Origin of the sequence: Pseudomonas sp. LS1212, from assembly GCF_024741815.1 — a bacterium.
Taxonomy (GTDB): domain Bacteria; phylum Pseudomonadota; class Gammaproteobacteria; order Pseudomonadales; family Pseudomonadaceae; genus Aquipseudomonas.
This window is the reverse complement of the sequence record NZ_CP102951.1, coordinates 1,387,185-1,408,826: the sequence shown is the minus strand read 5'-3', so window position 1 is coordinate 1,408,826 and position 21,642 is coordinate 1,387,185. Positions and strand designations below refer to the sequence as shown.

The window sequence follows — 21,642 nt, the reverse complement described above, 5'->3', positions numbered from 1 at the left end:
GGCTAGGCGATTTCGCGCCAATCCAGCCCTGAATCTTGATCGGCCAGTTGCAGCCAGTCCGGGTCGCACCCAAGGGTATCGACGAAACATTGCCGGGCCAGCTGCGGCAGGTTGTTCTTGCTGCTGAGGTGGGCCAGCACCAGGTGCTGCAGGTTTTTCCAGCCCAACTCGGCCACCAGGCCAGCAGCCTGATGGTTGTTCAAATGTCCCAGTTCGCCACCCACCCGCTGTTTCAGAAAAACCGGGTAGTGACCTCTGGCCAGCCGGTCGCGACAGTGGTTGGCCTCGATCATCAGCGCATCGAGACCTTCATAGCTGTCGAGCACCTTGCCGTCATACGAGCCCAGGTCGGTCAGCAGGCCGAAGCGGCGCCGCCCGTCGCTGAAGACGTATTGGGTCGGCTCCAGCGCGTCATGCGCCACGGCCACCGCACTGATGCTCAAGGCGCCGATCTGCAGGACGTCACCGCCCGCCACATGACCGGTCGCCTCGACAGGTTTGCGCATCCCGCGCAACGTACCGCGACTGAGGTAGACCGGTAGATTGTAGCGCCGAGACAGCAAACCCACGCCATGCACGTGGTCGGCATGTTCGTGGGTCACCATGATAGCGCTCAATTGTGCGGGGCTGACCCCCAGTCGCGCCAGTCGCCTTTCGGTTTCCCGCAGGGAGAAACCGCAGTCGACCAGCACGCAGGTGTCCTGGCTTGCGATCAGCGTGCCATTGCCCTGGCTGCCGCTGCCGAGTACGGCAAAGCGCACTTAGCCCAGGTTGTCCTGAATCACGGTCAGCACGCGACGGGCCACATCGGCCGGTGCCACGGTGTTGATGTTCTTCTCGACAGTCACTTGCACGCTGTCGCCGACCTTGCTCAGGCGAACCTGATAACGCTCGGCACGGGCTTCACGCTCTTCCTCGCTTGGCGCGCTGCCGAGCAGCTTGCCGAAGAAACCGGGCTCGTCGTCTTTCTTCTCGGCCTTTTCGGCCAGGTTGATGTAGTACAGGCCCAGGCTGCGGTTGATGTCTTCGATACGCCAGTCGCCCTGCTCCAGGGCACGGCCGACGCTGGACCAGGCGCGATCGAGATCGGCCCCCAGGTTCAGGACCGGGTTGCCGCTGCCGTCTTCGCTCAGGCTGACGCGGCTGGGGGTATCGAAATCACGCGCGGCGAGCAACGACACCGAACCACCTTTCTCGGCGCTGCGGGTCATGCTGGCGAGCATTTCGTCGACCAGCACGGAATCGACGCCGGTGTTGACCGAACGCTCCGGGAACTCGACATTCGAAGTGCTGCCGGCAGGCCGCTCGGCGCTGACCACGTAGACTTCACTGGTGTTGCGCTGCACGCCGGGCTCGATTCGCACGCGAACCCGGGTCTCGCTGTCGGCGCTGCTCGCAGCCGAGCCCAGGCGCTTGGCCATGGAGCCGGACAGCTCGTCGAAACGCTGCCAGGTGGTGCTGAACTCGCCGGTCTGCGGACGCTCTTCGGCGATCCGGAAACCATTGTCTTCAAAGAACTGACGCGCCGCAGGCCAGACTTCGGCCGGTGCACGCCGGGCCAGGACCCAGCGCGACTCACCGCTCTTCTGCAGGCTGAAATCGCTGTCCTGGGCAGTGGCTGCCAACGGCAATGGGCGCGGTACTTCGAACTCGCCCTTGACGTTGTCATCGGCTACGTTGCGAGGGATCGGCAACAGCGGGTCCAAACGCTTGGCGGTAGCGACGTCCGGTGGCAACTGCATGGGCGCGGTTTGATTCGCTTCCAGGTAATCACTGCCACGATCGCGGAAGTAACCTTCTTCGCCCCAGAGCCAACCACAACCGCTGGTGCTCGAGATAACCAAGGCAAGGGCAGAAAGACCAGCCAATCGCTTCATGCGGTGTACTTCCTCAATTAAACCAGGACGCCGGACTGGCGCATGGCCTGCCGTAGCGTTTCGTGACAAGGAGCGCTCAACCAGGTGAGCGGCAGGCGGATGCCTTCAGGCATCAGGCCCATTTCGTGCAGCGCCCATTTCACGGGAATCGGGTTGGCTTCGATGAACAGGTTCTTGTGCAGCGGCATCAGTTTTTCGTTGATGGCCCGTGCAGTGGCGGCGTCACCCTTCAGGGCGGCTTCGCAGAGGTCGGCCATTTCACGCGGGGCGACGTTGGCGGTCACGGAAATGTTGCCCTTGCCGCCCATCAGGATCAGTTCGACCGCGGTCGGGTCGTCCCCGGAAATCACCAGGAAATCCTTGCTCACGCCGTCGAGGATGGCCTTGGCGCGCTGCAGGTCGCCGGTGGCTTCCTTGATGCCGATGATGTTCGGAACCGTCGACAGGCGGATGACCGTATCGGCCAGCATGTCGCACGCGGTGCGGCCTGGCACGTTGTACAGGATCTGCGGGATGTCGACGGCTTCGGCGATGTGCTTGAAGTGCTGGTACAAGCCTTCCTGGGTCGGCTTGTTGTAATACGGGGTTACCAGCAGGCAGGCATCGGCACCGGCCTCCTTGGCGTTGCGGGTCAGCTCGACCGCTTCGCGGGTAGAGTTGGCGCCGGTGCCGGCGATGACCGGAATACGACCATTGACCTGCTTGACCACGGCACGGATAACTTCGATGTGCTCGTTGACGTCGAGGGTCGCCGACTCGCCCGTGGTGCCGACCGCAACAATGGCATGGGTGCCGTTTTGCAGGTGGAAGTCCACGAGTTTGCTGAGGCTGTCCCAGTCCAGACGACCCTGTGCATCCATGGGTGTGACCAGTGCCACCATACTGCCCGCAATCATGCCAACCGCTCCTGCCGGAAAAAGAGAGCGGTAATGGTACTGGCGCTATCAGGCTTGCACAAGCGAAGTACAGTGCTTGAGCATTCCCCTGAGCGACGCTTTTCGCTACCCTTCAGACTTTGATCGGTACGCATTGACCTGTTTGACTACCTGCTACGCTCTTTTTTGACGTCGCAAGCCCTGATCCTGAGCCCCCGACCTCGCAACGCCCGGTCCTGCGGGCAGACAACGAGTTCCCGGCGCAGGCATGAGGCGATCCGACGAGAGACGCACGACCCAGCCAATCACCCCCTTGAGCGTACCGACCGCTCATCGCTTTAGGAATGCTGCATGTCCACCCCCACAGTTCGCGAACAATTCCTTGTCATCAGTGCCCTTGGCCCCAACCCGATGGAGCTGACCAACGTCCTCTGCCGGGCCAGCCACGACAACCGCTGCTCGGTGGTTACCTCGCGCCTGACCCGTCACGGCGAATACAGCGCGCTGGTGCTGCAGGTCTCGGGCAGCTGGGACGCCCTTGCGCGCCTGGAAGCCGGCCTGCCGAGCCTGGCCAAGAAACACGCCTTTATCGTCAGCGTGGTGCGCAGTGCCACGCTGGAAAGCCGTCCGCAGTCGCTGCCTTACGTGGCCTACGTCAGCGCCGCCTACCGTTCGGATATCGTCAACGAGTTGTGCCAGTTCTTCATCGACCACAACGTCGAACTGGAGAACCTGACCTGCGACACCTACCTGGCACCGCAGACCGGCGGCACCATGCTCAATGCCACCTTTACCGTGACCCTGCCGGCCGGCGTGCAGATCAGCTGGTTGCGCGACCAGTTCCTGGACTTCGCCGATGCCCTGAACCTGGACGCACTGATCGAACCCTGGCGCCCACAGAACCCTATGTAAGGAGCGGTTGCATGGCTGTTGAACTCGACCAACCGGTTGCCGACTTCCAGGCCCAGGCCACCAGCGGGCAGACCGTCAGCCTGAGCGACCTCAAGGGCCGTCAGGTGGTGATCTATTTCTACCCCAAGGACAGCACCCCCGGCTGCACCACCGAAGGCCAGGGCTTTCGCGACCAGCACGAGGCGTTCAAGGCGGCGAATACCGAAATCTTCGGGGTTTCGCGCGACGGTTTGAAGTCCCATGAGAACTTCAAGGCCAAGCAGGCCTTCTCCTTCGAGCTGATCAGCGACAAGGAGGAGGCGCTCTGCCAGCTGTTCGACGTGATCAAGCTGAAGAAGCTCTACGGCAAGGAATACATGGGCGTGGACCGCAGCACGTTCCTGATCGACAAGAACGGTGTGCTGCGCCAGCAATGGCGTGGGGTGAAGGTGCCGGGGCATGTGGATGCTGTTTTGGAACAGGCTCGGGCTTTGAATAACGCCTGAAAGCCCTTCGGGCTTTATCGCGGGCAAGCCCGCTCCCACATGGATCTTTGCAGGTTCACAATTTTTGTGAATGACACCAAACCCTGTGGGAGCTGGCTTGCCAGCGATAGCGGTCTACCTGTAGGCAAATTCCTTATTTCGTGAGCGGCATTTCCCAATCATAATCAACCCGCCTTGAACGCTGTTGCGCCTGGGTTTCCGGGTAGTTAGTGTTGCCCGGTCGTTGCCAATTCAACGACCGGGTTTCGCAGCCCTGACAAGAACCAACAGCGTTCATTACCGAGATTCGGCATTTTCACTTGCCGAGGCTTTGTTATGGCGGCTGTACGTGGGGCACTTTCGGGTGCGCCGGGTCTCTTGTCCTCGGTCTGCGAACCCGCGTATAGCTGCCACCTATTCGTTTCGCAGCGATCGGAAGGCAGCCTCACTGACAAGAGATTGAAAATGATAAAAATCGTCCCCGATCCACCAACTTCCACCCCCTCACTCACCACCAGCGAAAAACCCTTCGGCACCCTCGACAGCAACGGCCAGCCACTCTTTGCCGTGCGCGCAGGCATCCCGGCCGAAGACGCCTTGCTCCATGCCTCGACCCTGATCGAATGCGCCGAAGCCGCGGCCTGGGATGTGATCGACCACTTGCACCTGAATGACAAGTCGCTGGTGCTGGGCCTGATTCAACAGCTCGACGCAGCACAGGCCTTGATCGGCGCCTTGCTGGACCAACCTACTTAGCCTGATTGGCGACCGCTTGCGCGGTCGATCGCTGGCAAGCCAGCTCCCACAGAATCAGGTGTCGTACATTCCCTGTGGGAGCTGGCTTGCCAGCGATAAAGCCCGAAGGGCTTTCAAATAAGCGGCGCCACCGCCGGCTCCTGCTTGGGCCAGGCATCGAGCACCGCCTTGAACAGGGTCGCCAGCGGAATCGCGAAGAACACGCCCCAGAACCCCCACAGCCCACCAAACAGCAAGACCGCGCAAATGATCGCCACCGGGTGCATGTTGACCGCCTCGGAGAACAGCAGCGGCACCAGCACGTTGCCGTCCAGCGCCTGGATGATCCCGTAGACCGCCATCAGATAAATGAACTGATCGCCCCACCCCCACTGAAACAGCGCTATCAGGGCCACTGGAACGGTCACCACCACCGTGCCGACGTAGGGCACCACCACCGAAAGCCCTACCAGCAGGGCCAGCAGCGCAGAATAATTGAGCCCCAGGGCGACGAAGGCGATGTAGGTGGCGATGCCGCAGATGAAGATCTCGATCACCTTGCCGCGAATGTAATTGGCAATCTGCCGGTTCATGTCCTGGGCAACCCGCGTGATCAGCGCACGCTCGCGCGGCAGGTAGCCGCGCACCCAGTGCCCGATCATTGCGCGATCCTTGAGGAAGAAGAACACCAGGATCGGCACCAGCACCACGTAGATCATGATGTTGACCAACAGCGGCAAGCTCGACAAGGACAGCGTCAGCGCCCATTGACCAAACTTGCCGATCTCGCCACGCATCGCTTCGATCGCCTGCAGCACCTGCTCATCTGACACCAGATGCGGGTAGCGCTCGGGCAGCAGCAGTAGCAGTGATTGCCACTTGCCCAACATACCGGGCAGCTCATTGAACAGCGTGATGAACTGATGCCAAAGCAAGGGCATCAACACCAGCATGAATACCGCCAACGCCCCCATGAACAGGGCGAACACAATACCCACGGCCACGCCAGGCGGCACGCGCAGGCGCTCCAGCGCACTGACCAGCCCTTGCATCAGGTACGCCAGGACCATGCCCGCCAGCACGGGCGCGAGCATCCCGCCCAGGGTCAGCACCACTGCAAATGCCAGCGTCAGCAAAACCGCCAGTACCACGGCCTCCTCATCGGAGAAGTAGCGCTGAATCCAGTCGCGAAGCACCTTGAACATCAAGCATCCTTAAACAAGAAAAGTGATCGGCCGTCAGGCTTTTTTCAACCAGTAGGTGTAGACACCCGCCTCGACCTGCTCTTGCAACAAGGTATGACCGGCCAACTTGGCAAAGGTGCGAAAATCGCGCTGCGATCCCGCATCGGTGGCGGTCACTTTCAGCACCGCGCCACTGGCCAGCCGATTGAGCTCCATCTTGGCCTTGAGCAAGGGCAGCGGGCAGTTCAGGCCAGTGGCATCGAGTTCGGCGTCACACTCTACAACGTCGGTCATTACATCTCTCCAGGCAGGCACGGCGAATATTCGGGCGCTTAGGCTAAGCCAACTAGAATACCCCAAGCCGGCACAACTCTGGTCGCAGGCGTTTGACCCAGCTACAGTAAGGTTTTTGTCGACGAGAGCTCTGTGCATGAATTTATTGCGCCCTACCCTGCTGACGCTGGCCTGCCTGCTCGCTGTTCCGAGCATGGCCGATGACCTGCCGTCACTCGGCGACGCCAGTTCTGCCATCGTCTCCCCGCAGCAGGAACATCAACTGGGCCGCGCCTGGTTGAGTTTGTTGCGTGGACAGGTGCGTCAACTGTCCGACCCCCAGCTCAAGGATTACGTCGAGACCAGTGTCTACCGCCTGGCCGAGACCAGCCAGCTGCAAGACCGCCGCCTGGAATTCATCCTGATCGACAGCCCCGAGCTGAACGCCTTCGCCGCCCCGGGCGGAATCGTCGGGGTCAATGGCGGGCTGTTCCTCAACGCCCAGACCGAAGGCGAATTCGCCTCGGTGCTGGCGCACGAACTGGCGCACTTGTCGCAACGCCACTTTGCCCGTGGGGTGGAAGCGCAACAGCGCATGCAGGTGCCGATGATGGCCGCGTTGCTGGCCGGCATCATCATTGCCGCTTCCGGTGCCGGCGATGCCGGGATTGCCACCATCGCCGGCACCCAGGCCGCCGCCATCCAGGAACAACGGCGCTTCTCCAGGCAGAACGAGCAGGAGGCCGACCGCATCGGCATCATCAACCTGGAAAAAGCCGGGTATGACCCGCGCAACATGCCGACCATGTTTGAACGGCTGATGCGCCAGTATCGCTTCGACGCCAAGCCGCCGGAGTTTCTGCTGACTCACCCGGTCACCGAATCGCGGATCGCCGACACCCGCAACCGCGCCGAACAGGCGCCCCAGGGCGGCACCGAGGACAGCCTGCGCTATCAATTGGTACGCGCCCGGGTACAACTGGCCTACGAGGACACCCCAGGCCTTGCCGCCAAGCGTTTTCGCGCCCAGCTCGAGGAGAACCCCAAGCTGGACGCCGCCCGCTATGGCCTGGCAATCGCCCTGGTCAAGGGCGGCCGGCTGAACGAAGCCCGGGAAAATCTACAGCCCTTGCTGGCCAAGGCACCGAACGACGTCACCTACAACCTGGCGCAGATCGACCTGGACATCACCAACAATCGCCTGCCCGATGCCCAGCAGCGCATAGACCGGATGCTGACGCTTTATCCGCGCAACTATCCGCTCAACCAGATGCGCGTCGATCTGCTGCTCAAGCAGAACCGCCCTGCCGACGCGGAAAAAGCATTGGCAGGCTTGCTGAAAACCCGCTCGGACGACCCGGATGTCTGGTACCTGGTCGCCGAAACCCGCGGCCTGTCCGGCAACACCATTGGCCTGCACCAGGCTCGCGCCGAATACTTCGCCCTGGTCGGCGACTTCACCCAGGCCATTCAGCAACTGAGCTTCGCCAAGGCACGCGCCGGCAACAACTTCCAGCTGGCATCGCGCCTGGATGCGCGGCAGCGGGAGTTGATGGCTCAGGAGCAGATGGTCAAGGATATGATGAATTGATAAACAAAAAGGCCGGAACACTGTTCCGGCCTTTGGCTCTTCTGTGGGAGCGGGCTTGCCCGCGATTGCTTCACCGCGGTAATTGGTCAAACCGCGGCGCCTGCATCGCGGGCAAGCCCGCTCCCACAAGGCGATCGGCCGCAGGTCGAAAAGTCAGGCGTTACCCGACAACTTCATCCGCGCCGCATGGGTGAAGTCGAGCATGCGCTTGAGCGGCTGGATTGCACGGGGAATCAGCGCCGGGTCGACGAAGATCTCGTTACTGCCCTCACGCAGGCACTGCAAGGTGCGCTCCAGCGTGTTCATCGCCATCCACGGGCAGTGTGCGCAACTGCGGCACGACGCGCCGTTACCGGCCGTTGGCGCCTCGATGAACTCCTTGTCCGGGCACAATTGCTGCATCTTGTAAAAGATGCCGCGGTCGGTGGCCACGATGAAGGTCTTGTTCGGCAGTGACTGGGCTGCTGCAATCAACTGGCTGGTGGAACCGACGGCATCGGCCAGGTCGATCACCGCTTCCGGCGATTCAGGGTGAACCAGAATCGCCGCATCCGGGTACAGCGCTTTCATGTCTTCGAGCTGACGCGACTTGAACTCTTCGTGAACGATGCAGGCACCGTCCCAGAGCAGCATGTCTGCGCCAGTCTGCTTCTGGACATAGCGCCCCAGATGCTTGTCCGGCGCCCAGATGATCTTCTCGCCGTTATCCATCAGGCTTTCGACGATTTCCAATGCACAGCTGGAGGTCACCACCCAGTCGGCACGCGCCTTGACCGCCGCCGACGTGTTGGCATAGACCACCACTGTGCGATCGGGATGCTGGTCGCAGAACGCAGAGAACTCATCGACCGGGCAACCCAGGTCGAGCGAGCAGGTCGCTTCGAGGGTCGGCATCAGCACGCGTTTTTCGGGATTGAGAATTTTGGCGGTCTCGCCCATGAAGCGAACACCGGCGACCAGCACGGTCCTGGCCGGGTGCTTGTTGCCGAAGCGGGCCATTTCCAGGGAATCGGATACACAACCACCGGTTTCCTCGGCCAGGGCCTGGATGACCGGATCACAATAATAATGGGCAACCAGCACCGCATCCTGCGCCTTGAGCTCGGCGGCGATGGCGGAACGATAATGAGCCTCTTCCTCGGGGCTCAGCGGCTTGGGCTGCTTGGCATCGAGGTGGGCTTGAACCAAAAGGCGTTCGGAAATATGCGTCATGTGAGCAAGACCTGAAAGCGCTACTGCGCGTAAGTCGAGTATACCACCCGGGCTGACACGAGCCGGGCCCTTGATTCACGAGGCCGCAGGGCCCCTTTGCCAATGCCCCGTCGCCGCCGGGCAAGCGCTCCCGAACAAAAACGACAGGCAAAAAAAAGCTGGAAATCCGCATTTTCATGGGCCTTCCAGCTTTTCAGTACATCGTAATGGTGGGTCGTGTGGGACTCGAACCTACGACCAATTGGTTAAAAGCCAACTGCTCTACCAACTGAGCTAACGACCCGATGTGGTGCGTATAATACTGATTTTTAACGGGAATTCAACACCCATTTAAAAATAATTCAAAAATAACGTGTTGGGTCCTGAACGCCGGCCGCCGCGAAGCCGTCCGCACGCAGCCGGCAGCTGTCGCATTTGCCACAGGCACGGCCCTGATCATCGGCCTGATAGCAGGAAACCGTCAGGCTGTAGTCGACGCCCCGGGCCATGCCGGCCTGGACGATCTGCGCCTTGCTCAGGTTCTGCAGCGGCGCCTGGATCCTGAAGCCCTGCCCTTCCACACCGGCCTTGGTCGCCAGGTTGGCCATGCGCTCGAAGGCCTCGACGAACTCGGGACGGCAATCCGGGTAGCCGGAATAATCCACCGCGTTGACACCGATGAAAATGTCGCGGGCTCCCAGCACTTCTGCCCAGCCCAATGCCAGGGAGAGGAATACCGTGTTGCGCGCCGGCACGTAGGTCACAGGAATGCCTTCACCGGGCGCTTCAGGCACATCGATCGAAGTGTCGGTCAAGGCCGAGCCGCCGATGCCGTTCAGGTTCAGCCCGATGACTTTATGCTCCACCACGCCCAGGTCGCGAGCCACTCGGGCGGCTGCATCGAGCTCGGCACGGTGACGCTGGCCATAATCGAAGCTCATGGTGTAGCACTGATAGCCCTCGGCCTGAGCCATGGCCACGACAGTGGCCGAATCCAGGCCACCGGACAGCAAAATTACCGCGCGTTTCTCAGTCATTGCTTGCTCACTCATATCAGCGCCCCGGCTCATCATTCCAGAGAAGTTTGTGCAGCTGCATCTGCAGGCGCACAGGCAGGTTGTCAGCCACGATCCAGTCGGCGAGATCAGTGGCACGCAACTGGTGATGGCTCGGCGAGAACAACACTTCACCGGCACGTTTTTCCAGCCCGAACTGAATCAGCTTGGATACCGCCCAGTCATAGTCTTCACGCGAACAGATGACAAACTTGACCTGATCATTGGCCGTCAGCAGCTCGATGTTTTCGTAACGATTGCGCGCGACCTCCTTGGAGCCCGGGGTCTTCAGATCGAGGACCCGACTCACGCGCGGATCGACTTCCGAGATATCCAGGGCACCGCTGGTTTCCAGCGACACTTCATAGCCGGCATCGCACAACCGCTGGAGCAGAGGGATCGCATTGGGCTGTGCCAGCGGCTCACCGCCGGTGACGCAGACATAGCGCGGACGGTAACTGGCTACCTGCTCGAGAATCGAGTCAAGGCTGCGGATGGTGCCGCCGCTGAAGGCATAGGCGCTGTCACAGTAATCGCAACGCAAGGGGCAGCCGGTGAGACGCACGAATACAGTGGGCAGGCCAGCAGTACGCGTTTCACCCTGCAACGAGTAAAAGACTTCGGTAATTCGTAATGTGTCTTGCATATCCGCCACGGGCGTAACAGCTAAACAGGCCGTCCGCCTCCGTCAGGCACTCCAAAGAACTCGCCAACGCGCAGCCCAGAGGAGCGTTTTTCAATAAAAGGACATCAATTCTAACAAAAAACCCGCGACTAGCGCGGGTTTCTTGAAGTACTGCGTGCAACTCAGAGCTTCTGCAAGTCTCGCTGCGCCAGTTGGGCGGCGGAAGTGCCCGGATATTGGGTCACGACCTGCTGAAGGATAACCTTGACCCTGTCCATGCGCCCCAGGCGACGCTCGACGTCAGCCAGCTTGTACAGCGAGTCTGGCACCTTGGGATGCTTGGGGTACTGCTGGCTGACCTTGGCAAATGCCTGGCCTGCAGCTTGTAGATCGCCCTTGGCGAGGTTCACTTCACCCAACCAGTACTGGGCGTTGCCCGCATACTGGCTGTTCGGGTATTTACGCAAGAACGCCGCGAAGGCCTGGCTGGCCTTGTCAAAGTCCTTGGCCTTGATCAGATCGAAGGCAGCATCGTAGTAGAGCTTTTCCTTCGCCGGATCACCCGGTTCGCTGCTGGCAGCTGCCTGGCCTGCAGGCGCTGCGGGGGGTATGCCGGCGGCGCTATTGTCACCGCCAGCAGAAGAATTATCAGGAGCCGCTGCGGGTGCACCGCCGGTTCCAATACGCCGATCAAGTTCCTGGTATCGCTCCAGGTTTTCCTGCTTCATGCGCGCAATATCGTTTTGCAGGATTTCGATCACGCCCTGTTGCCGCGCGAGCTGGTCCTGAATTTGTTGCAGTTGGTTGAACAGCTCGCCCTGTGCCGAGACAGGGGCCGTAACCCCTCCCCCGGCATAGGCGCCGTTCGTACCGTAACCCGCAGGCGGATAACTGCTACCGCTACTGTCGTAGCCTTGGTTGTTATCGACCACAGGAACCTCAGCCCAAGCCACGAGAGGGAGGGTGAGAGCCAGAATAGTTACAGCACGACGGCACGTTCGCATGACGAATTACTTACGCAGTTCTACGCGACGGTTTTGAGCCCAGGACTGCTCGTCGTTGCCGGTGGCAATTGGACGCTCTTCGCCGTAGGCAACCAGTTCCAACTGGGCTGGAGATACGCCTTGCAGAACCAGGTAGCGTTGAACGGCTTTCGCACGACGCTCGCCCAGAGCCATGTTGTATTCGCGAGTACCACGCTCGTCGGTGTTGCCTTCCAGGACGACGCGAGCGCCATTGCCTTTCAGGTCCTTGGAGTGAACGTCCAGAGCGCGCATGGCTTCTGGCTTCAGGTCCGAGCTGTCGTATTCGAAGTAGAAGGTGGTGATTGCGCGCAGAGCTGCTTCTTCGCTCAGGCTGCCATCTACAGCACCAGTGTTGGCGCCGTAACCAGCGTTCGGATCAACAGCGCCTTCACCAGCGTTGTCGCCGCCTTTCGAGGAGCAACCTACAGCTACGGCCAAGGCCAGAGCCAGCGCAGCAAACTTACCAAACTTCAGCATTTCCATCGTGAAACTCCTAATGAACCCCAATGTGTTAAGTAAAACGTACAGCGCCGCGTCAGTTCAGGTAAGGGGACCAGGAAGGTTCTCTGACTTCGCCTTGAGCGGTAGGAAGCGGGAGCCTTACGCGTCCGTTGAGAGACACGAGCATCAAGACTCCCCGGCCCTGCTGGCGGGTGGCGTAGATTAGCATGGTGCCGTTGGGCGCGACAGTAGGCGACTCATCAAGACTGGTCTCCGAGAGGATCTTTACGCTTCCGCGCTGCAAATCCTGTGCGGCCACCTTGAAATTGGTGAAGCCTTGCTGACGGTGAATCATCACCAGCGTCTTTTCATCGGCCGACAATTTAGGGTTGGCGTTGTAGTTGCCGACAAAGGTCACGCGCTCGGCACCGCCGCCGCCCACGCCGGTCTTGTAGATCTGTGGCTTGCCGCCGCGGTCCGAGGTGAAGTAGATGGTCGAACCATCCTTGCCCCAGAACGGTTCGGTGTTGATGCCAGGGCCATTGGTTACACGGCTGATCTGACGCGAACCCAGGTTCATGACGTAGATATCCGGGTTACCGTCCTTGGACAGCACGAACGCCAGGCGACTGCCATCGGGCGAGAATGCCGGCGCGCCGTTCAGGCCTTCGAAGTTGGTGATCTGCTCACGGCGACCGGTGTCGATGTGCTGAACGAAGATGCGCGGACGCTTCTGCTCGAAGGACACGTAAGCGATACGCTTGCCGTCCGGAGCGAAACGTGGCGACAGGATCGGCTCACGCGATTGCAGCAGGGTCACCGCGCGCGAGCCATCGTAGTCCGAACGCTGCAGGGTGTAGCGGGTGTTGTTGGCAGAGAAGCGCTCGGCAGTCACGTAGAGCATGCGCGTGGAGAATGCGCCCTTGATGCCGGTCAGTTTCTCGAACGACTGGTCCGCGATGAAGTGGGACATGTCGCGCAGCTGCTCGGCACTGCCCGATACGCTGCCGGTCAGAACTTGCTGCTCGGTCGCGACGTTGAACAGTGCGTATTGCACCTGCAGGCGACCGCCCGCCGGGACAATGCTGCCGACCATGATGTACTGGGCGCCCAGGGCCTTCCAGTCGCGGTAGATCACTTCGCTGGCCTGGGTTGGCAGGCTGATCATGTTCTGTTTTGGAATCGGCGAGTAGTAACCCGAGTTGCGCAGGTCATTACCGATGATTTCCGACATGTCCTCGGGCAGCACACTGCCGCCCTGCCAGCCGAAAGGCACGACGGCGATCGGGGTGGCACGGTCACTGCCACTGGTGACCAGGATGTTCTTTTCCTCTGCAGCAACCATTCCCGCTGCACAGCAGAGAACGACCAGCAGTCCTCGAAGAATGTTAATCACAAGGCTAGATCCTCAGGTGTGAATGTCATCTTGAATGAACGATAGGGGTTGAAGTCACTCGGTTTCAAACCCTGCATTTCTGTTAAGCGACCAATGTTCTTGACCGCAGCCACTGCCGAACTGTCAAAAGGCCCATCGCCACTGGAGCGCGCAACGTTGACACTGGTGATAGTGCCGTCCGGCAACATGCCGATCTGCAGGACCACTGTCATGTTCTTGCGCGCAGAAGGTGGACGAGCCCAGCCTTCGGCGGCACGCGCCCGGATCAGATCATCGAAGTCGCCCGCGACCTCATCGCCCTGCTCATCAGCCAGCGCCTGTTGCCGCTCGGTGCTGTCGGAGAGCAGCTCGGCCAGTGCCTGAGCCTTCTTGTCTTCCGCGGCCTTGCGCGCTGCTTCCACTGCCTTTTTCTTGGCAGCATCGGCCGCAGCTTTCTTCTTCGCATCCTCGGCGGCTTTCTTTTTCGCCTCTTCGGCAGCCGTCAGTTTCTTCGCGTCCTCGGCCGCTTTTTTCTTGGCGTCTTCGGCAGCTTGCTTCTTGGCTTCTTCAGCAGCCTTTTTCTTGGCCTCTGCTTCAGCCGTTTTCTTGGCCTCTTGCTCTGCCTTTTTCTTGGCGATGTCGGCCAGCTGCTTCTCCTCGGCCTTCTTGGCTTCGGCGGCCTTCTTGGCGTCATCGGCTTTTTTGGCGTCTTCGGCCTTCTTGGCCGTTTCTTCCTTTTTCGCCTCATCGGCCTTCTTGGCTTCTTCGGCCTTTTGAGCCGCTTCCTCTTTCTTTTGTTCCGCAGCTTTTACCGCTTGCTGCTCGACCTTCTTCTGCTCCATCTGCTCTTCTTCGGTCTGGCGCGAGGCGGTTTTCTTCGCTTCACCCGCAATCTTCTGATTGGTCTGGGTGGTGGCCTGGCTTTTCGACTTGAGCTGGTAAAGGGTCGCTTGCACGATCGGTTTGGACGGCGGCAGTTCCGGGGTCATGGCAAAGCTGACGAAGAGCATGCCGAAAACCAGGACGTGCAGCGCTATGGCCCAGACACTGGGCCAGAAGTAGCTTTCCGAGGCGGTGGGCTCTCGCTGTTGCATCAGGGCGCCTCGGTAATCAAGCCAACATTGCCGACACCCGCCTTCTGCAACCCACCCATGGCGCCCATGACGGCACCGTAATCAACGGTCTTGTCACCGCGGATGAAGACCTGGGTCTGCTTGCCCTGCCCGCGACTGGCGCTGATGATCTTGGTCACCGCGTCGGTCATCTGCGGCAAGGTCATGGCCTTGTCCATCTGCTTCTCGGTATCGACTTCGCTGCCAAGGTTCCAGTAGTAGGTCTTGTCAGCCTTGATCGAAATGGTCAGGACCTGGGTGTTGTTGTCTTGCGGCAAGGCTTCGCTGGAAACCTTGGGCAAGTCGACTTTCACACCCTGGTTGAGCATCGGTGCGGTAACCATGAAGATGACCAGCAGTACCAACATCACGTCGATGTAGGGCACCACGTTCATCTCGGCGACCGGCTTGCGTTTGTGGCGAACTCGAGCCATTAGGATTTACCTGCTCACTCTTCGCTGGTGTGCACTTTACGGTGCAGGATGGCCTGGAACTCGTCGGCGAACGTGTAGTAACGGCCGATCAAGACTTCACTGCGGGCAGCGAAACGGTTGTAGGCGATAACCGCCGGAATTGCCGCGAACAGGCCGATGGCAGTTGCAATCAGCGCCTCGGCGATGCCGGGGGCTACGGTCGCCAGGGTTGCCTGCTGGGCCGAAGCCAGGCCGCGGAAGGAGTTCATGATCCCCCATACGGTACCGAACAGGCCGATGTACGGGCTGGTCGAGCCGACGGTCGCCAGGAACGGCAGGCTCTGCTCGAGCTTTTCTTCTTCACGGGAGATGGCAACGCGCATGGCACGCCCTACACCTTCCATGACCGCGTCAGGATCGACACCCGATTGCTGGCGCAGGCGGGAAAACTCCTTGAAGCCGGCACGGAAGACCTGCTCGACGCCGGAATCCGGATCCGGGTTGCTGCCGGCCTGGCGGTACAGCTTGGACAGATCGATACCCGACCAGAAACGCTCTTCGAAGCCTTCCAGTGCGCGCCGACCTGCACGCAGCATGGTGCTGCGCTGAAAGATCATGATCCATGAGGTGACCGATGCGGCTACCAGGATCAGCATTACCAACTGCACAATGACGCTGGCATTGCTGACCAGGCTCCACATGGAGGTATGGTCGACGACTGTAGCTTCCACGCTTAATCTCCTGCTTTTGAGTGTGTACCCGGACCGCTCACGTCGGCAAAGGCCGCTCGCAAGGCTGGGGGAATGGCCCGGGGTTTGAAATTATCGGCGCGCACGCAGGCCACCAGGAACTGCCCTTCACAGAGCAGCGTTGCATCCGCGGCCCGCCTGACCTGCTGCTTGAAGCGCAGGCTGGCACGGTTCAATTCAATTACTTCGGCGCTTACCAGCAACTCGTCGTCCAGGCGTGCCGGCACGTGATAACGCGCTTCGCTGGAGTGCACGACGAACAACATGTTCTCACCCACCAGCCCCGATTGGGCAAAGCCCAGGTCGCGCAGCCGTTCGGTACGGGCACGCTCCATGAACTTCAGGTAGTTGACGTAATACACGATGCCGCCGGCATCGGTGTCTTCGTAATAAACGCGACAACGATGTGCGAACGACTGAACCCCATTTTGCGCGCGCATACTCTAGTGCTTACTCCTCAGGTTGCCAATCCGCTCAAGCAACTGTTTTTCATGCGTAATGGCTGACTTGTTCCCGAGGCCGCGCTTACACCCAACCTTTAGGACCACGAAAACGCCGAAAAAATCGGTGCCGCACATCGATTTATTCATCGGTGGTATCGATAAATGGATCGCTTGCCGGCATTTCTCCCATCCGATTGGGTATGTTCAAGCCAAAATGCAGGTACGCATGACGCGTCACCACGCGCCCGCGAGGCGTGCGCATGATATAGCCCTGCTGGATCAGATAGGGCTCCAGGACATCCTCGATGGTGTGACGCTCTTCGCTGATCGCCGCCGCCAGGCTGTCGACCCCGACCGGCCCGCCGTCGAACTTCTCGATCATGGTCAGCAGCAGCCGCCGGTCCTGGTGATCGAACCCGCGCTCATCGACATCCAGCAGGTTCAAGGCCAGGTCGGCGATCGGCTTGGTGATATGGCCCTGTGCACGCACTTCGGCAAAGTCACGCACCCGGCGCAGCAACCGGTTGGCGATGCGCGGCGTGCCACGGGCACGACGAGCGATCTCGAAAGCGCCCTCATCCTCGATCGGCAGGCCCAGGATCCCACCCGAGCGACTGACGATGGTTGCCAGATCCGCCGTGCTGTAGAACTCCAGGCGCTGGACGATACCGAAGCGGTCGCGCAACGGGTTGGTCAGCATCCCGGCGCGAGTAGTCGCACCGACCAGGGTGAACGGCGGCAGGTCGAGCTTGATGGAGCGTGCAGCCGGCCCCTCACCGATCATGATATCCAGCTGAAAATCTTCCATCGCCGGGTACAACACTTCTTCGACAATGGGCGAAAGCCGGTGGATCTCGTCGATGAACAGCACATCGTGCGGCTCGAGGTTGGTGAGTAATGCCGCCAGATCGCCTGGCCGCTCCAACACCGGCCCCGACGTACTCTTGATCGACACGCCCATTTCCTGGGCAATGATGTTGGCCAGCGTCGTCTTGCCCAACCCCGGCGGGCCGAAGATCAAGGTATGGTCAAGCGACTCATTGCGCCCCCGGGCAGCCTGGATGAACAGCTCCATCTGCTCGCGCACGGTCGGCTGACCGATGTATTCGGCCAGGCTCAATGGGCGAATCGCCCGATCCTGGACCTCTTCGCGGTCACGCCCGGTGGCGGTTATCAGTCGGTCGGCGTCGATCACTTAAATCATTCCCTTAAGGGAGCGGCGAATCAATTCCTCGCTGCTCAAGCCCTTGCCATCGATAGCCGCGACGGCGCGACTGGCTTCCTGCGGCTTGTAGCCCAGGGAAATCAGGGCGCTCACCGCATCGCTCTCGGCACTGGAAACCTGCGCCACCGGCTGCGGGCCGTTCGGTACGAGCGCAAACATGCTCGGCACGGTTTCCCAGGCCTTGAAGCGGTCCTTGAGCTCTACCAACAGGCGTTCGGCGGTTTTCTTGCCCACGCCCGGGACCTTTACCAGCGCCGAGGTATCCTGCGCCTGGACGCAGCGTACCAGTTCATCGACGTCGAGGCCGGACATCAAGGCCAGCGCCAACTTCGGCCCCACGCCATTGAGACGGATCAGCTCGCGAAACAGCTCGCGCTCACGCTTTTCATAGAAGCCGTAGAGCAACTGAGCGTCTTCACGCACGACCAGATGCGTATGCAAGGTCACCGGCTCCCCGACCGACGGCAGCCGATAGAGCGTGGTCATGGGCACTTCAAGCTCATAGCCCAGGCCGTTGACATCAAGAATCAGGTGCGGCGGCTGCTTCTCAGCCAGGGTACCGCGCAAGCGTCCAATCACGTTCAGGTCCTTTCTCATGGCCACGCGCAACGGCGGGCCAATCAATTGCGGCAAGCTCGCTCGCCATCATTGCAGGCCTGGGCAGACCTGCAAGCAAAAATGTTTAAGGCAATCTATCAGAGCCTCAGGCGCCCACCGCGGCTTCGTGCGCCGCTCAAGCCATGGGGTATGAGGCTTGAGCGCGTATGGGCATGGCACAAGGCGATGGCCAGCGCATCGGAGGCATCGATCTGCGGCTTTTGCGTCAATTTCAGCATATGCATGACCATCATCTGCACCTGCTCTTTATTGGCACCACCGGTACCGACCACTGCCTGCTTTACCTGAGTTGCCGTGTACTCGGCGATTTCCAGCGCCTCTTCTGCCGCAGCGACAATCGCGGCACCACGGGCCTGGCCCAGCTTGAGCGCCGAGTCGGCGTTGCGCGCCATGAATACCTTTTCGATACCCATTGTCACCGGGCCGTATGTCTGGATCACTTCACGCACGCCACGATAAACGATCTGCAAACGCTCATGCAGCAAGCCGCTGCCCGTGCGGATGCACCCGGAGGCAACATACTCGCAGCCACGCCCGCTGTCGCGGACCACGCCATAACCGGTAATTCGCGAGCCGGGGTCGATACCAAGAATAAGAGTCATAACGCCTGCAGCTTAAGAGATGACGCCTGCCGGCAACAGCCGGAACAGCTTGAAGGCAGAAGCCGGAGGTGCACGGCCGTGAGTTCATCACCGCCCTGCACATCCGGCTTCAAGAGTATCGCAAGTGGATCAGCCGAGCTGCGCTGCCACCGACTCGGGAATGTCCGCATTGGAGTAGACATTCTGCACGTCATCCAGGTCTTCGAGCATATCGATCAGCTTGAGCACCTTCTCGGCGCCCTCCAGATCCAGTTCGGCGCTGGTGGTCGGAAGCATGACGATCTCGGCATCGCAAGCCTTGAAACCCGCTGCTTCCAGCGCATGGCGCACAGCGTAGAACCCGGAAAACGAGGTGAACACGTCGATCGAGCCATCTTCGTTGGCCACGACATCATCGGCGTCGGCTTCCATGGCCGCTTCCATGATGGCGTCTTCGTCAACGCCCGACGCGAAGGAGATCTGCCCCTTGCGCTCGAACAGATAGGCCACCGAACCATCGGTACCGAGGTTGCCCCCGCACTTGCTGAACGCATGACGCACGGCAGCGGCAGTCCGGTTGCGGTTGTCGGTCATGCATTCGACCATCACTGCCACGCCATGGGGGCCGTAACCTTCGTAGGTGAGCTCGACAACGTCATCACTGCCAGCGGCACCGGTGCCACGAGCAATGGCGCGATCGATGATGTCGCGGCTCATGTTGGCGCCCAGCGCCTTGTCCAGAGCCAGGCGCAGACGTGGGTTGGAGCCTGGATCACCGCCGCCCTGACGGGCTGCGACTGTCAGTTCACGAATCCACTTGGTGAAGATCTTGCCCCTCTTGGCATCCTGGCGCTCTTTGCGGTGCTTGATGTTCGCCCACTTGGAATGACCTGCCATAAACTCGCTCCAAATTCTCTTTGAAACATTGCCCGCCTCGCACCATGGCGCAGGCCTGCAACAAAAAATCTCGAGCCGAAGGCAAGGCGCACCTCTCGATGCGCCTTGCGCTCAGGCTTACTCAGCCTTCGGCTGTTCGCGCAGGCGGATGTGCAGCTCGCGCAACGCCTTGGCATCCACGTGCCCCGGGGCCTGGGTCATGACGCAGGCCGCGCTCTGGGTTTTCGGGAATGCGATCACTTCACGAATCGACTGGGCGCCGGTCATCAGCATCACCAGGCGGTCCAGGCCGAAGGCCAGGCCACCGTGGGGTGGTGCACCGTACTTCAGCGCGTCGAGCAGGAAGCCGAACTTCTCTTCCTGCTCTTCCTCGCCGATACCCAGCAGACGGAATACAGCCTGCTGCATTTCCTTGTGGTGGATACGAATCGAACCGCCACCCAGCTCAGTGCCGTTGAGCACCATGTCGTAGGCACGGGACAGAGCGGTAAGCGGGTTGGCTTCCAGCTCCTCCGGCGAGCACTTCGGTGCAGTGAACGGGTGGTGCAGCGCGGTGAAGCTGCCGTCGTCGTTCTCTTCGAACATCGGGAAGTCGACGACCCACATCGGCGCCCATTCGCAGGTATGCAGGTTGAAATCGTTACCGACCTTGATCCGCAGTGCACCCAAGGCTTCGCTGACGATCTTGGCCTTGTCGGCACCGAAGAAGACGATATCGCCATCGACCGCACCGACGCGATCGAGGATCACGTTCAGGTTTTCTTCCGGGATGTTCTTGACGATCGGCGACTGCAAGCCTTCGACGCCCTTGGCACGCTCGTTGACCTTGATGTACGCCAGGCCCTTGGCACCATAGATGCCGACGAACTTGGTGTAGTCGTCGATACGGCTGCGCGGCATGCTTGCCCCGCCCGGTACGCGCAGTGCTGCAACGCGGCATTTCGGATCGTTGGCCGGGCCACTGAAGACCTTGAAGTCCACTGCCTTGAGCTGGTCGGCGACGTCGACCAGTTCCAGCGGGATACGCAGGTCCGGCTTGTCGGAACCGTAACGACGCATGGCTTCTTCGAAGGTCATGTGCGGGAACTCGCCGAACTCCAGACCCAGCACTTCCTTGAACAGGTTGCGGATCATGCCTTCGGTGAGGCCAATGATGTCGGCTTCGTTGAGGAAGCTGGTTTCGATGTCGATCTGGGTGAATTCCGGCTGGCGGTCGGCACGCAGGTCTTCGTCGCGGAAGCACTTGGCGATCTGGTAGTAACGATCGAAGCCGGCGACCATCAGCAACTGCTTGAACAGTTGCGGCGATTGCGGCAGGGCGAAGAAGCTGCCGGCGTGGGTCCGGCTCGGCACCAGGTAGTCACGTGCGCCTTCCGGGGTGGCGCGGGTCAGGATCGGCGTCTCGACGTCGAGGAAACCGTTCTCGTCCAGGTAACGACGGATGCTCGTCGTCATGCGCGAGCGCAGGCGCAGCTTTTCAGCCATTTCCGGGCGACGCAGGTCGATGAAGCGATAGCGCAGGCGCGTCTCTTCACCGATTTCGGAGTATTCGTTGAGCGGGAACGGCGGCGTTTCCGCTTCGTTCAGTACTTCCAGCTCATAACCCAGTACCTCGATGGCACCGGACGCCATGTTGGCGTTGACGGCTCCGGCCGGACGCAGGCGGACCTTGCCGGTGACCTTGACCACATACTCGCTGCGCACACGGTCGGCGGCAGCGAAGGTATCGGCGCGATCCGGGTCGAACACCACCTGGGCCAGACCTTCACGATCGCGGATATCGAGGAAAATCACCCCGCCATGATCGCGACGGCGATGGACCCATCCGCAAAGGGTAATTTCCTGGCCGTCCAGGCTTTCGTTCAGTTGGCCGCAATAATGGCTGCGCATCATGATAGTGGTTTCACTTCTCGTAATTCAGAATTCGGTGGAGGCCTGGCACGCCCGGCGGGCGTTATAGTGCAAGACCCTGCTGGTGCAG

Annotated in this window: 24 protein-coding genes and 1 tRNA gene; 4 read left to right on the top strand and 21 right to left on the bottom strand. The window is 60.6% G+C overall.

Annotated features, from left to right (window positions below):
• Positions 1-2: 2 nt before the first annotated feature.
• Genes NVV94_RS06545 through dapA form a run of 3 tightly spaced genes read right to left on the bottom strand, consistent with a single transcriptional unit; the run spans position 3 to position 2,773 of the window.
• Entirely contained in the window at positions 3-761 is a 759-nt protein-coding gene (locus tag NVV94_RS06545; RefSeq protein ID WP_258446411.1) for an MBL fold metallo-hydrolase, read from the bottom strand.
• Positions 762-1,877 (bottom strand): outer membrane protein assembly factor BamC, encoded by a 1,116-nt coding sequence (gene bamC / locus NVV94_RS06540; RefSeq protein WP_258446410.1) that lies wholly within the window; start codon positions 1,875-1,877, stop codon positions 762-764.
• Between the two features lie 17 nt (positions 1,878-1,894).
• Positions 1,895-2,773 (bottom strand): 4-hydroxy-tetrahydrodipicolinate synthase, encoded by an 879-nt coding sequence (gene dapA / locus NVV94_RS06535; RefSeq protein ID WP_258446409.1) that lies wholly within the window; start codon positions 2,771-2,773, stop codon positions 1,895-1,897.
• Between the two features lie 330 nt (positions 2,774-3,103).
• Between dapA and NVV94_RS06530 the strand changes: the two genes are divergently transcribed.
• From NVV94_RS06530 to NVV94_RS06520, 3 genes are all read left to right on the top strand, one after another.
• Entirely contained in the window at positions 3,104-3,664 is a 561-nt protein-coding gene (locus tag NVV94_RS06530; RefSeq protein ID WP_258446408.1) for a glycine cleavage system protein R, read from the top strand.
• 11 nt (positions 3,665-3,675) lie between these two features.
• A complete protein-coding gene (locus NVV94_RS06525; RefSeq protein ID WP_258446407.1) occupies positions 3,676-4,149 on the top strand; it encodes a peroxiredoxin in 474 nt (157 codons plus the stop codon).
• A 444-nt stretch (positions 4,150-4,593) separates the two neighbouring features.
• Complete coding sequence (locus tag NVV94_RS06520) at positions 4,594-4,884, top strand: DUF3077 domain-containing protein (RefSeq protein WP_258446406.1); 291 nt, start codon at positions 4,594-4,596, stop codon at positions 4,882-4,884.
• A gap of 113 nt (positions 4,885-4,997) precedes the next feature.
• Here the strand turns inward: NVV94_RS06520 and NVV94_RS06515 are convergent, their stop codons facing one another.
• Together NVV94_RS06515 and NVV94_RS06510 are read right to left on the bottom strand one after the other, a co-directional pair.
• Entirely contained in the window at positions 4,998-6,068 is a 1,071-nt protein-coding gene (locus tag NVV94_RS06515) for an AI-2E family transporter (RefSeq protein WP_258446405.1), read from the bottom strand.
• 33 nt (positions 6,069-6,101) lie between these two features.
• Positions 6,102-6,341 (bottom strand): sulfurtransferase TusA family protein, encoded by a 240-nt coding sequence (locus NVV94_RS06510; RefSeq protein WP_258446404.1) that lies wholly within the window; start codon positions 6,339-6,341, stop codon positions 6,102-6,104.
• 136 nt (positions 6,342-6,477) lie between these two features.
• Between NVV94_RS06510 and NVV94_RS06505 the strand changes: the two genes are divergently transcribed.
• Positions 6,478-7,911 carry a M48 family metalloprotease gene (locus NVV94_RS06505; RefSeq protein ID WP_258446403.1) on the top strand — a complete coding sequence of 478 codons (1,434 nt, stop codon included), beginning with the start codon at positions 6,478-6,480 and terminating at the stop codon, positions 7,909-7,911.
• 153 nt (positions 7,912-8,064) lie between these two features.
• Here the strand turns inward: NVV94_RS06505 and nadA are convergent, their stop codons facing one another.
• From nadA to aspS, 16 genes are all read right to left on the bottom strand, one after another.
• Positions 8,065-9,123, bottom strand: coding sequence for a quinolinate synthase NadA (nadA, locus tag NVV94_RS06500; RefSeq protein ID WP_258446402.1), 1,059 nt, complete (start codon positions 9,121-9,123; stop codon positions 8,065-8,067).
• A gap of 207 nt (positions 9,124-9,330) precedes the next feature.
• Positions 9,331-9,406, bottom strand: a tRNA-Lys gene (locus tag NVV94_RS06495).
• Positions 9,407-9,464: 58 nt separating this feature from the next.
• Positions 9,465-10,139, bottom strand: a complete 675-nt coding sequence (queC, locus tag NVV94_RS06490) for a 7-cyano-7-deazaguanine synthase QueC (protein ID WP_258446401.1) — start codon at positions 10,137-10,139, stop codon at positions 9,465-9,467.
• A 16-nt stretch (positions 10,140-10,155) separates the two neighbouring features.
• Positions 10,156-10,803 carry a 7-carboxy-7-deazaguanine synthase QueE gene (gene queE, locus NVV94_RS06485; protein ID WP_258446400.1) on the bottom strand — a complete coding sequence of 216 codons (648 nt, stop codon included), beginning with the start codon at positions 10,801-10,803 and terminating at the stop codon, positions 10,156-10,158.
• Positions 10,804-10,964: 161 nt separating this feature from the next.
• On the bottom strand, positions 10,965-11,786 hold the full coding sequence (gene ybgF / locus NVV94_RS06480; protein ID WP_258446399.1) for a tol-pal system protein YbgF: 822 nt from the start codon (positions 11,784-11,786) through the stop codon (positions 10,965-10,967).
• A gap of 6 nt (positions 11,787-11,792) precedes the next feature.
• Complete coding sequence (gene pal, locus NVV94_RS06475; protein WP_258446398.1) at positions 11,793-12,290, bottom strand: peptidoglycan-associated lipoprotein Pal; 498 nt, start codon at positions 12,288-12,290, stop codon at positions 11,793-11,795.
• 52 nt (positions 12,291-12,342) lie between these two features.
• Positions 12,343-13,593 (bottom strand): Tol-Pal system beta propeller repeat protein TolB, encoded by a 1,251-nt coding sequence (gene tolB / locus NVV94_RS06470; protein ID WP_258447635.1) that lies wholly within the window; start codon positions 13,591-13,593, stop codon positions 12,343-12,345.
• Positions 13,594-13,640: 47 nt separating this feature from the next.
• Positions 13,641-14,720, bottom strand: a complete 1,080-nt coding sequence (tolA, locus tag NVV94_RS06465) for a cell envelope integrity protein TolA (protein WP_258447634.1) — start codon at positions 14,718-14,720, stop codon at positions 13,641-13,643.
• Positions 14,717-15,169 carry a protein TolR gene (tolR, locus tag NVV94_RS06460; RefSeq protein ID WP_258446397.1) on the bottom strand — a complete coding sequence of 151 codons (453 nt, stop codon included), beginning with the start codon at positions 15,167-15,169 and terminating at the stop codon, positions 14,717-14,719. Before tolR ends, tolA begins: the two co-directional genes overlap by 4 nt.
• A gap of 14 nt (positions 15,170-15,183) precedes the next feature.
• A complete protein-coding gene (gene tolQ, locus NVV94_RS06455) occupies positions 15,184-15,879 on the bottom strand; it encodes a protein TolQ (protein WP_258446396.1) in 696 nt (231 codons plus the stop codon).
• Positions 15,880-15,881: 2 nt separating this feature from the next.
• Positions 15,882-16,337, bottom strand: a complete 456-nt coding sequence (ybgC, locus tag NVV94_RS06450; RefSeq protein ID WP_408733451.1) for a tol-pal system-associated acyl-CoA thioesterase — start codon at positions 16,335-16,337, stop codon at positions 15,882-15,884.
• Positions 16,338-16,479: 142 nt separating this feature from the next.
• Positions 16,480-17,535: a Holliday junction branch migration DNA helicase RuvB gene (gene ruvB / locus NVV94_RS06445; RefSeq protein ID WP_258446395.1), complete on the bottom strand. Its 1,056-nt coding sequence runs from the start codon at positions 17,533-17,535 to the stop codon at positions 16,480-16,482.
• Positions 17,536-18,144, bottom strand: coding sequence for a Holliday junction branch migration protein RuvA (gene ruvA, locus NVV94_RS06440; RefSeq protein ID WP_258447633.1), 609 nt, complete (start codon positions 18,142-18,144; stop codon positions 17,536-17,538).
• A gap of 116 nt (positions 18,145-18,260) precedes the next feature.
• Positions 18,261-18,785 carry a crossover junction endodeoxyribonuclease RuvC gene (gene ruvC, locus NVV94_RS06435; protein ID WP_258446394.1) on the bottom strand — a complete coding sequence of 175 codons (525 nt, stop codon included), beginning with the start codon at positions 18,783-18,785 and terminating at the stop codon, positions 18,261-18,263.
• A gap of 129 nt (positions 18,786-18,914) precedes the next feature.
• On the bottom strand, positions 18,915-19,661 hold the full coding sequence (locus NVV94_RS06430) for a YebC/PmpR family DNA-binding transcriptional regulator (protein WP_258446393.1): 747 nt from the start codon (positions 19,659-19,661) through the stop codon (positions 18,915-18,917).
• Positions 19,662-19,778: 117 nt separating this feature from the next.
• Positions 19,779-21,554 carry an aspartate--tRNA ligase gene (gene aspS, locus NVV94_RS06425; protein ID WP_258446392.1) on the bottom strand — a complete coding sequence of 592 codons (1,776 nt, stop codon included), beginning with the start codon at positions 21,552-21,554 and terminating at the stop codon, positions 19,779-19,781.
• Positions 21,555-21,642: the final 88 nt, after the last annotated feature.